This window comes from Streptomyces sp. HNM0645 (assembly GCF_030056615.1).
GTDB classification, from domain to species: Bacteria; Actinomycetota; Actinomycetes; order Streptomycetales; family Streptomycetaceae; genus Streptomyces; species Streptomyces marianii.
On record NZ_JASHLT010000096.1, the window covers coordinates 1 to 10,081 of the forward strand.

8 protein-coding genes and 1 tRNA gene are annotated in these 10,081 nt (G+C 68.5%); 6 read left to right on the forward strand and 3 right to left on the reverse strand.

The window, feature by feature from the left end; translation table 11 throughout:
* Positions 1–204: 204 nt before the first annotated feature.
* Positions 205–525: a helix-turn-helix domain-containing protein gene (locus tag QMZ92_RS35450; RefSeq protein ID WP_283302008.1), complete on the reverse strand. Its 321-nt coding sequence runs from the start codon at positions 523–525 to the stop codon at positions 205–207.
* 90 nt (positions 526–615) lie between these two features.
* Here QMZ92_RS35450 and QMZ92_RS35455 point away from each other — a divergent pair, with 90 nt between their 5' ends.
* Positions 616–1,548, forward strand: coding sequence for a site-specific integrase (locus tag QMZ92_RS35455; RefSeq protein ID WP_283302010.1), 933 nt, complete (start codon positions 616–618; stop codon positions 1,546–1,548).
* Complete coding sequence (locus QMZ92_RS35460) at positions 1,545–3,443, forward strand: hypothetical protein (protein WP_283302012.1); 1,899 nt, start codon at positions 1,545–1,547, stop codon at positions 3,441–3,443. Before QMZ92_RS35455 ends, QMZ92_RS35460 begins: the two co-directional genes overlap by 4 nt.
* Positions 3,444–3,823: 380 nt before the next feature.
* Here the strand turns inward: QMZ92_RS35460 and QMZ92_RS35465 are convergent.
* Positions 3,824–3,908, reverse strand: a tRNA-Leu gene (locus QMZ92_RS35465).
* 211 nt (positions 3,909–4,119) lie between these two features.
* Here QMZ92_RS35465 and QMZ92_RS35470 point away from each other — a divergent pair.
* The gene (locus QMZ92_RS35470; protein ID WP_283302014.1) at positions 4,120–5,427 is read left to right on the forward strand and encodes a DUF2254 domain-containing protein; all 1,308 of its coding nucleotides are present in this window, start codon (positions 4,120–4,122) and stop codon (positions 5,425–5,427) included.
* 75 nt (positions 5,428–5,502) lie between these two features.
* Here QMZ92_RS35470 and QMZ92_RS35475 read toward each other — a convergent pair whose 3' ends face one another.
* Positions 5,503–7,119: an ADP-ribosyltransferase domain-containing protein gene (locus tag QMZ92_RS35475; RefSeq protein ID WP_283302016.1), complete on the reverse strand. Its 1,617-nt coding sequence runs from the start codon at positions 7,117–7,119 to the stop codon at positions 5,503–5,505.
* 186 nt (positions 7,120–7,305) lie between these two features.
* Between QMZ92_RS35475 and QMZ92_RS35480 the strand changes: the two genes are divergently transcribed.
* The 3 genes from QMZ92_RS35480 to QMZ92_RS35490 all read left to right on the forward strand — a co-directional run bounded on the left by QMZ92_RS35480 (position 7,306) and on the right by QMZ92_RS35490 (position 9,631).
* The gene (locus tag QMZ92_RS35480) at positions 7,306–7,986 is read left to right on the forward strand and encodes a macro domain-containing protein (protein WP_283302018.1); all 681 of its coding nucleotides are present in this window, start codon (positions 7,306–7,308) and stop codon (positions 7,984–7,986) included.
* Between the two features lie 365 nt (positions 7,987–8,351).
* A complete protein-coding gene (locus QMZ92_RS35485; protein ID WP_283302020.1) occupies positions 8,352–8,753 on the forward strand; it encodes a hypothetical protein in 402 nt (133 codons plus the stop codon).
* A 182-nt stretch (positions 8,754–8,935) separates the two neighbouring features.
* Positions 8,936–9,631: a DUF899 domain-containing protein gene (locus QMZ92_RS35490; protein WP_283302022.1), complete on the forward strand. Its 696-nt coding sequence runs from the start codon at positions 8,936–8,938 to the stop codon at positions 9,629–9,631.
* The last annotated feature ends 450 nt before the right edge of the window (positions 9,632–10,081 follow it).

Consider the following 10,081-nt stretch of genomic DNA (forward strand, 5'->3'; position numbering starts at 1 on the left):
CAGGACGGCCACACCAACATCGCCGCCGCCCTCCGCCACACCGGCCGCGACTACCACCGGCCCCTACGAGCCCTCGGACTCACGTGACGAACCCAGACAGATCTCGATCATGCAATGACCCTGCCCCCACGGGTGGCGCTATAGGGCGTCTACGCCATTCCGCACTTGAGCGTGCACGACTGACCTCAAAGAGGCAATTGGGGATCAGTCATGAGCACATTGGGTCGCATTCGATCCGGGCCAGAGCGCCAGGCCCAGGGCACGCTCCAGTCGGCAGACCGTCAGCACATCCGGCCAGGTGGCGCCAGCCAGCAGATCGCCGATGGTCTGTCTGCCGACGTTGCTCTGGGCGGCCAGGGCACGCAGCGAGAGCTCCGGCCTCTCACGCAGGGCGGCGGCGAGGCGGCGGGCAATCGTCTGGACCACCGCCGCGGCGGGCTCCCCGGTGATCCGGGCATGCGGCCACTCCTCCGGATCGACGGCGTAGCTCCATGGCGGCGCCGTGCGCGCTCGGCCTCCGGTCATAAAGATGCGTTCCTTCAGATCGTGATCGACACTGACACCAGTGGCCGGTTAACCGGCCACCTGTCATGGGCCTTGCGCCTGGAGGTCGCTGTGTCGAATCGCCTGCTGGCCTACGCACCGAAGGCGGAGACGGTGCCGCCCGCCCAGTGGCGCCGCATCGCTCCGGTCGTCCGCTCGCTGGGATTCATGGCCGTCGCAGCGGGACCCTACGGCCCAGACGTGGTCATGACACCGCTCGCACGGCTGGTCGCCTGGGTCGAGGCCCAGGGCCTCCCGCTCGAACCCTCGGTGATCCTTGACCAGAGCACCGTCGAACGGTTCATCCTCGTCGGCTGCCGCGACATGGCCGCCAACAGCCGCCGAACCTGCAGCAGCCAGCTGCGCCGGGCCTCCGAAGCACTCCTGCTGGACCAGCTCGGACAGCATCCGCCGCTCCGGCTGAAGGCCACCGCCGCCCCAGTGGCCCCCTACCCGCCAGCAGAAATCGCCTACTGGCTGATCTGGGCGCAGAGCCTGCCCACCCCCGCCCAGCGGCGCAACGCCTGTCTTCTGTTCTGTCTCGGTGTCGGCTGCGGGCTCGCCGTTGAGGATCTTGTGTACGTTCGGGGGCGGGACATCCTGGCGGGCCCCACCGGCCGGGCACTGGTCAAGGTGCATGGGCGCCGTCCGCGCACTGTCGTATGCCGGTACGCCTACGAGGAACTGCTGCTGGCGGAAGCCGCCCACATCTCGGCGGACTCGTACGCCTTCCGGCCGGACTGGCAGGACCGCACCAGCAAGCACATCGCATCGGACTGGCTGGCCAGGTACCCGCGGATCATCGGCCGTTGTGACGGTGCAGTGCTGCAGACCCAGCGGCTGCGCACGACCTGGCTCGTCGATCTGCTGAATGCAGGTATTCCGCTGAAGGTGATCCTCAAAGCGTCCGGACTCGGGACCCTGCACAGCCTCTCGCGCTACCTCGTCTTCCTCCACGACGTGCCCGAAGCGGAGGCATCCGATCTGTTGCGGGGGGCGGCATGAGCAGGAAGAACCCGGAGGACAAACCCTGCCGGCGTACCGACCTCGCTTTACGCCCTGCACCGCAGGCCCCCGGCCGTACCCTCAGCGACCGCGTTGTGAGGCAGGTCTTCGACCTCGTGCGCCACAGCGGAGTATTGGAACGCCTTCCCTCCAACGAGCACCGGCCAGGCCCGAAGGGCTTCCCATTCCGCACAGTGCTGATCGGCCTGATCCTGTCGCAGTACATGGGCAAGAGCGCGAACATCAACGACGCATGGGAGACGCTCTTCTTCGCCTTGTCTCCAGGGTCCAAAGCCCTCCTTGACGTCCCCGACGTCGACTTGCACATCCGCGAGGGCGCAACCCGAGAAGAAATCGACCGCGTCGCGCACCACCAGTACGCGACGTCGAAGCGCGTCTACCGGTCCTGGTCCTCGATGACCCGGCGCCTCGACCCTGCACCGCACGACCGCCGCAAGCGGCTGTCGCTCAGCGAGGCGAAGAAGATCCGACGGAAGTGGAATGCCCGCGACAACCAGGACACCGTGCGCAACCTGGAGGCCATCGCCCAGGATCTGATTCTCGCTCCGGTGATGGCTTCCTACCGGCGCGGCGACTTCGCTCGGTGGCCTGGCCACATCGCGGTCGACGACACTCCGGTTCCGGTCTGGGGCAAAGAGCCGGACTACCACCAGGACCGGGCCTCGCTTGAGATCACCGCCGGGATGTACGTGAAGGGAGGAACGCAGAAGAAGTCGCCCAGCGGCAAAGCTGCGGCCTCCACGAACACTGGCACCCGGCGCGGCACGGCAAACAAGCCAGTGCCTCGCAAGACCAAGTCGGCACGGGAGAAGAAGGCCAAGGCGCCGGAGAAGAGAGAGTTCCGCTACGCCATGATGGCCGCGTTCCCAGGCCATGGCCATGGCGACCTCGCTGGCGCCTACCCCGCGGTCTGCCTCGGCATGATCCTTCACACCCCGGGCACCGAACCCGGCCCGGCCGCCCTGCGCGCCATCCAGCCGGCCTTCGAACGAGGCCTGGTCAAAGACCTGTTCTGCGCCGACCGGGGCATCACCCAGGCCAAGCCTCACAACCTGCATCTGCAGCTGCTCAAACTCGGCCTCAACTCGGTGAAGCACTACAACGACGACAAGGTCGACCGGCAGGGAGAGTTCCGCGGCATGCAGCTGGTCGGCGGCGAGTTCTACTGCCCGCTCATGCCCACCCCGCTCGTCACTGCAGGCGCCACATACATCGACAGCCGCACTGACGAGGACCGCGCCCACGCACTCGACCTGATCCAGTCCCGGAAGGACTACCAGACCAAGATCAAGGAATACGGGCCCGCTGGGGACCAGCGTCGACAGTGCCCCGCCCTCGGGCCGCACGCCACGGTCACCTGCTACCGCCGGCCCCAGCCACGCCCATCTACCGTCGTCGACCTCGACGCCCCCACTGTCCGTACCCCGGCAGCCCTGCCCACCATCCCCAGGCCCAAGCGGGACAGCCCCGTCTACCCCGACATCTGCAGGGGGAAGAGCATCACCGTCCCGGGCACCGTGTTGGCTAAGTGGCGGCAGAAATACCCCTTGTTCACCCCTCTGTGGCAGGAAGCCTGGTCCGGACTGCGCAGTCAGAACGAGGGCGGCAACGGCAACCTCAAGAAATCCGCCCTCGACAGCATCGACAATCCCCAGCTCCGCCTGCCGCACGGACGCGTCGCACAGACCCTGCTCAATGCCGTCATCATCTTCGTGGCGAACCTCAGAGCCATCCGACGGTTCCTCCGCGACCAGGGCATCCAGCCCCGCAAAGCCAGCACGCAGAGCGCCGCAACCCAACCCGGTGAGCCCTCCGACTCGCCTCAGGCGCGACCGCTTCCGACTGAGCAGGTCGAGCCTCCGCCACGCGAGTGACACACCTCCGCCGCGCTCCGCCCCCTGAAAACCCCACATGCCTGCGCCACGGCTACCAGCCGTGGCGCAGGCATGTCCTGTTTCCGCAGGTGAGAGGCGCAGTACCTGGACCGCCACCGCCCCACCCCCTCACCGGGCCGATCACGAGGCTCAAGGCCCCAGAAACGACGAAATACCGGCGAGTCACATGACTCGACCGGTAATTCGTGAACGCTTCGGGACGATCTCGTGAACGTCCCACAAGTGTCCGAGGGGGGACTTGAACCCCCACGCCCGATAAAGGGNCTCAAGGCCCCAGAAACGACGAAATACCGGCGAGTCACATGACTCGACCGGTAATTCGTGAACGCTTCGGGACGATCTCGTGAACGTCCCACAAGTGTCCGAGGGGGGACTTGAACCCCCACGCCCGATAAAGGGCACTAGCACCTCAAGCTAGCGCGTCTGCCATTCCGCCACCCGGACCAGGTGTTTTGCCGGCCCCGGGGTGTTCCCCGCGGCGACACGGATAACTCTACCAGGGGTTCGAGGCGCCTCTGAACCGCATTTTCCGTGGTCAGTGGGGTGGGGTGATGGGGGAGCCGCCCCAGCGGCGTGCCCCGGCGGTCATCCGACCCCGACGCACGGAGCGTGACGGGGGATGTGCGTGGCGTAAGCAGTCGTCTAGCCTCACGGCGTGAGCCGTGAACTTCGTCATCGCAGGCCGCGCGCACTGTCGCCGCTTCGGGAGCATCTGCGCGACACCTTCTGGTTCGCGCCCACCACGGCCCTGACGCTCGTCTTCCTGCTCTGGGGCGTCGCCGACGCCCTCGATACCGCGATCGTGGACGCCCTGAGGGAGGACGGGGACCTCGAGGGAATCCGCCGCCTCATGGCCATCGCCGAGGACGCCCGGATCATCGTCACCACCGTCAGCGCGGCGATGATGACCTTCATCGGCGTCGTCTTCAGCATCTCGCTGGTCGCCGTCCAGATGGCCGCCGGGAACTTCACGCCCCGCATCGTGCGGATCTTCATCCGGAGCAGGATCAGCAAGCTCACCTTCGCGGTGTTCCTGGCGACGTTCCTGCTGTCGCTGCTGGTCCTCACCTCGTACGAGAGCGAGGCCGACCCGCGGGACGTCATGACCGTGCCGGTGGTGCAGAGCGCCCTGACCGTCGTCATGGTCGTGCTCAGCCTGGTGCTGTTCATCGCGTACGTCACCCAGACCCTGCAGCTGATGAAGGTCGGGCCCGTCGTCGAGCGGATCAACAAGGAGTCGCTCGGGGAGGTGGCGAGAATGCCCGTGCAAGGGCCCGACGGGGCGCCCCTGGCGCCCGAGGTCGCGCGCATGAGCCACCAGGGGCACGCCGGCGTCCTGCGGGACGTGCACATCGCGCGCCTGGTGCGCGTCGCACGGCGGAACGGGGTGGTGCTGCGGCTCATCCCCCGGATCGGGGACCACGTGGTGCCCGGTACGCCCGTGTTCGCGGTCCACGGGCCGCGTGTGCCCGCCCGGTCGGCGCTGCGGCACAGCGTGTCGGTCGGCGTCGAGCGCAGTTTCCACCAGGACCTGGGCTTCGGACTGCGGCAGCTGTCCGACATCGCGCTGCGGGCGCTGTCGCCCGCCGTGAACGATCCGACCACCGCCGTGCAGTGCCTCGACCGGATCGTGGAGTTCCTCGCGGCGGTCGCCGTACGCCCGCTGGGCGCGGTGCACCACCGGGACCGCAAGGGGGTCGTACGGCTGGTGCAGAACGTCCCCGGCTGGACCGATCTCGTCGACCTCGGGCTCACCGAGATCCGTGGATGCGCCGCGGCAAGCCCGCAGGTCTCCCGGCGGATGCTGGCCGGCATCGACGATCTGCTGCGGCTCGTGCCCGAGGACCGGCGTGCCCCGCTGGTGCGACACCGGGTGCTTCTGGCCCAGGCCCTGGAACGGACGCTGCCCGAGGCGGCCGAGCGCGCGTTCGCGCTGCGGCCCGACCGCCAGGGCATCGGCTGAACATGTTGCGGAAGGCCGCCTCCGGTACTCCTCCGCCCGCTCTCCCGGGCAGCGACGTACCCGCCCGGTGCGCCTTCAGGACACCAGAGGCGGCTCGTCCAGCTCCGTCAGCCGTACGGTGCACAGGCCGCCGCGTTCGGCCCTGACGTCCGTCACCCTCAGCTGGGTGCCCGGCAGCAGGATGAACTCGTCCTCCCCGGTGAACGCGGAGAAGTCGCGGATGCCCACGGCCCGGGCAGGGACCACTTCGAACAGGGTCCGCTTGCCGCGGCTGCCGAGGAACGCCTTGGCCACGCCGAGCTCGGACGTGCACGAGGACACGCCCCACCAGGTCACGGTCCGGCCGAGCGGATACTGCGCACGCAGGTCGAGGGACACACCACGCCACAACGGCCGGGTGCGAACGGGAAGTTGCGACACCGCGGAGAACAGCAATCGCAGATACGGCAGGTACGGGACGAGTCCGGAACGGTCCTGAGAGCGCAGCACGGCGTTGATCTCCCGGTAGAACGCGGACTCGCAGGTGTAGAGGTGGAGGGCGGCGATCGCGTCGGCGGAGAGGCCGCCGGACGCCTCGTCCGCCCGCAGCTTGCCGAACTCGTGCGATCGGTCGACGTGACGGCCCAGTCCGGACAGCAGCGTGGTGACCGGGGCGACGGCCTCACGGAGGTCCATCAGGGGGGTGTCGAACACACCCGTGATCGCGGGGAGGACGAGTCCTTCGTCCTTCACACCGGAGAGACGGTCGAGATACAGCTGGTGCAGTTCCATCGTGGACGCGATGAACGCGCCCATGCGGTCGGCGACGGCGCCGCGGGCCCCACCGCCCTCCGCGGCGATCTCGTTCCAGCCGGTGCTCGGCAGCCAGTCGATCTCGTCGGCACCCAGTGACGTGAGCGCGGCGTTCACCGTCCCGAGATGGTCGCCGTCGCAGAAGATGTCGCCCTGCGCGGCGGGGTTGGCATGGTCGATGTGCCGGATGTCGACCTCGGGGTACTTCTTCTGGAGCTTGAGAACGACCTTCTTCAGACTGCGCGCGTGCGCCCCCCACCACGCGAAGACGACCCCACGGTCCTCCTCGTCCGCCGTCTGCTTGGCCTTGAGGATCTCCTCGACGATCCTCTCGGCGACCGGCCGCCAGAACCTGGTGTGACGGTCGGTGCCGATCGCCCCGTCGCTGTCGGCCGTCAGCGCCGCGTTCAGCAGCAGTACGCCCTGTGTGAGCATTGCCTGGAACCATTCCGGCGGCTGGACCGTGTCGTGCTTCTTCAGCAGCGCTCGGACGTCGGCTATAGGGGTCTTCTTGGGTATGCCGTACTTCCACATCGCCGCTGCCTTGATGAGGCAGCGGATGCTGACGACCCTGCCGAACTGGCTGTCCCTCCAGTCGTGGAAGGTGTTGTCGAACATGGCGATGCCGGTGGCGCTCTCCGGCCGCGGGTACGGGTTCTGACCGAAGACGACGACCTTCCACTTGTGCGGCGCGTTGGGCTTGAGCGCCTGGAAGGTCAGCTCGCGGACGGGGACGACCTCCGGGCGGCGGCTCGGGCCGATGAACTCGGCGGCGTCCGGCTGCGCTTCGATGACCGGCCTCAGCAGGGGAAGCCACGGTTCAGCGCCGCCCTCGAACAGTTCCGAGAGGGCCAGCGGGTCGTTCGGGCCGGACGGGGCGGGCGTGTGCACATCGCTCATGACGGAAGGACTCCGGAGGGTCGAAGCGTGCTGGTGGAAGGGCCGATCCGAGAAGTGCCACGAGGCTATGCGGGCCCACTGACAGTCTCCTTCCGGCTCCCGCGCACAGGGCGGGACGGCTCCGCTGTCAGTGCGGGGCAGTAGCGTCCAGATCAGTTGAGTGACCGTTGCCGATCGGAGTGAACCGTGACCGCGGACCGTGTGCAGCCACTGCTCGGAGTGGTGCTGACCGATGTCAACAAGGCAGTGGTGGAGGCATGGCGGGCCGCCTTCGCCGACACTCCCGGGATAGAGGTCCGCCAGGGCTCGATCCTCGACGAGGACGTCGACGCCTGGGTCAGTCCCACCAACTCCCGCGGCCGGATGGACGGTGGAGTCGACGCAGCCGTCAAGCGGCATCTCGGCGCCGGCATCCAACTGCGGGTGCAGAGGGCGATCCGCAGCGGTTTCGACGGGGCGCTCCCGGTCGGCAGCGCGGTGTGCGTCCCGTCCGGGGCGGTCACCCCGAGGTTCCTCATCTCTACGCCGACGATGGAGTCGTCCTCGCAGAACGTCAGCGAGACCTTGAACGTGGCCCTCGCCTGCGCCGCCGCGTTCCAGGCAGTCCACCAGCAGAACAAGAAGGCGCCGGGCAGTATCCGCTCGGTGGCGTTGGTCGGCATGGGTGCAAGGACCGGCCGGGTGCCGGCACGGGTGTGCGCCAATCTGATGTGGACGGGATACACCCTCTTCCGCGACTGTTCCTTCGACGACTACGACGAACTGCGCAACACGATCGTCGCGCAACTCGACGACATCGACAGCGCCCCCGTGGAGAGGCGCATACGCATCGTGCCGCCCACGCGCACCGCGTCACGTCGTGGATGAGCCGCTCAAGTCCCGGACGGGTTCGGCTCGTCGCGGTCGGCGGGGCGGGCCGTACGGCAGGCCGCCGTCTTGTGAGCGGGACGTGGCATCGGCCGGGACGGCGGGGCGCCCCCTGGTGATCGGCGCGTCCTCGTATTCGCCGCCCCGGCCGGTACCCGTCGGACGGATTCCGGCGGGACCCGTTTCGGCGGTGGCGAGGTGTTGCCACCGACCCCATCGGGACATCGTGCAGGCGGTGGGATCGGCACCGGCGACCGGGGCCGGGCGACGTTCAGGACGGTGTCACCGGTGTGCCGTCCTCCGTGACCTCAGCGGAGCCGGAGCGCCGCTGATGCCGCGGGAACCCGCTGGTAGATTCGTCCGCCATGCGTGCACGTGAGTACGATCTCGACTTCCGCGACAGGGCCGGCCGGATACGGGCCTGGGGGATCGGTCTGCTGGCTGTCGCGGCCCTCCAGTGGGCATGGTGCGCCCTGCTGCTGCTCACGCCGTACACGGTCGACGAGGAACCCGACGACCAGCACCCCGCGGAGTGCGAGTCGCGGTTGCTGACCGAACGCGGTACGGCCAACGACGGGCTGCAGAGGAGTGATTGGTGCCAGAACGAACGCGACTGGCCCGAAGCCCTGGCCGTGCTCGGACTGTCCGTACCGGTGTCGGTGGCCGGCGTCGGGCTCTTCACGAGCGGCAGTGTGAGCCGCCGGATGAGTGCCCACGCCGAGGCGATGCGCGAACTGGACAAGCTCGTCGACGCACGGAAGGCGTAGCCCGGCCCTCGCCGCTCCCTCGCGACCGCCCGGAACGAGCCCGGGCCCGGAACCACCGCACGCGGTCGGCCGGACCGGTGACGCCTCGGCCGCGCTCCTTCTGCGCCGACCGATGAGTTCCCGGGTCCGGCGGGGTCTACCTCCGTAGGAGCAGGAACCGCCCACGAGCTCTGTGAGGGACCATGACCACCCACGCACTGCCACCCGTCGTCGACGCCGTGACATGGGAGCGCAGGCTTGATGCGCTGCGTGTCCGGGAGAAGGCCGCGACGCGCGAGCTCGACGCCATCGCCGCCGAGCGTCGTCGCCTGCCGATGGTCGAGATGCCCGACTACACCCTGGAGGGCGAGGACGGCGCCGTTCGGCTGGCGGACGTCTTCGAGGGCAGCAGGCAACTGATCGTGTACAGCCACATGTGGTCCGGCGGCAACGCATGGCAGTGCCCGGGCTGTACGGGGTTCACCTCGCAGTACACGCGTCTGGAGTTCCTGGACGCCTACGACGCGCGATTCGTCGTCGTCACCCAGGGCCCGATCGACGAGGCGCTCGCCTACAGGCGGCGGGTCGGCAACCGGATGACGTGGTACTCGACTGCCAACAGCTCCTTCGGCACCGATGTCGGCGCTCCGCCCGAGGGAGGGTTCGCGGTCAACGTCTTCCTGCGCGACGGCGAGACGGTCTACCGCACCTGGCACACCGACGGCCGCGGCACCGAGCAGCTCAGTCACACCTTCGCGCTGATCGACCTGCTGCCGTACGGGCGGCAGGAGGAGTGGCAGGACTCGCCCGAGGGCTGGCCGCAGTCGCCGACGTACAGCCGATGGGCGTCTTCGAAGGACATCGCCGCGCTCTACGGACCGGGCTCCGGTGGCAGCTGACGGAACCCGGTGGCCCCTCCTCCGCCCTCGGCGGGTTGCCCGTTCCCAGGAGTTCCCCACTCGTTCCGGGGCTCTCAGCCAGAGGCACGGGCACGGGACGGGGACAGGGAACGGCGGACGGGGACGGGCCGGCGGTTCGGCGCCGGCCGGTGCTCGGCCGCCGGATGTGTTCCTCATACCGGCGTGAGTTCTTCATGTCCGGTCAGCGGGCGGCTTTTTCATACGTAATCTGACCAGCTCACCGATCTCGACACCACCGTCGACGCGCCCGAACGCGCGAAGCAGGCGGTCTCCTGACGCGTAAATAGCAGCAGGTCAGGGTCGGTGTGGGCAGCATTGGACGCCCGGTGGCCGTGGGGTCGCCGGGTGTCCGGGGTCGTCGGTCAGGCTGGCTGCTCCCTCGGGTTGAGGGTGACGGTGTAGCCGAGCTGGTTGAGCTGGTTGATCGCG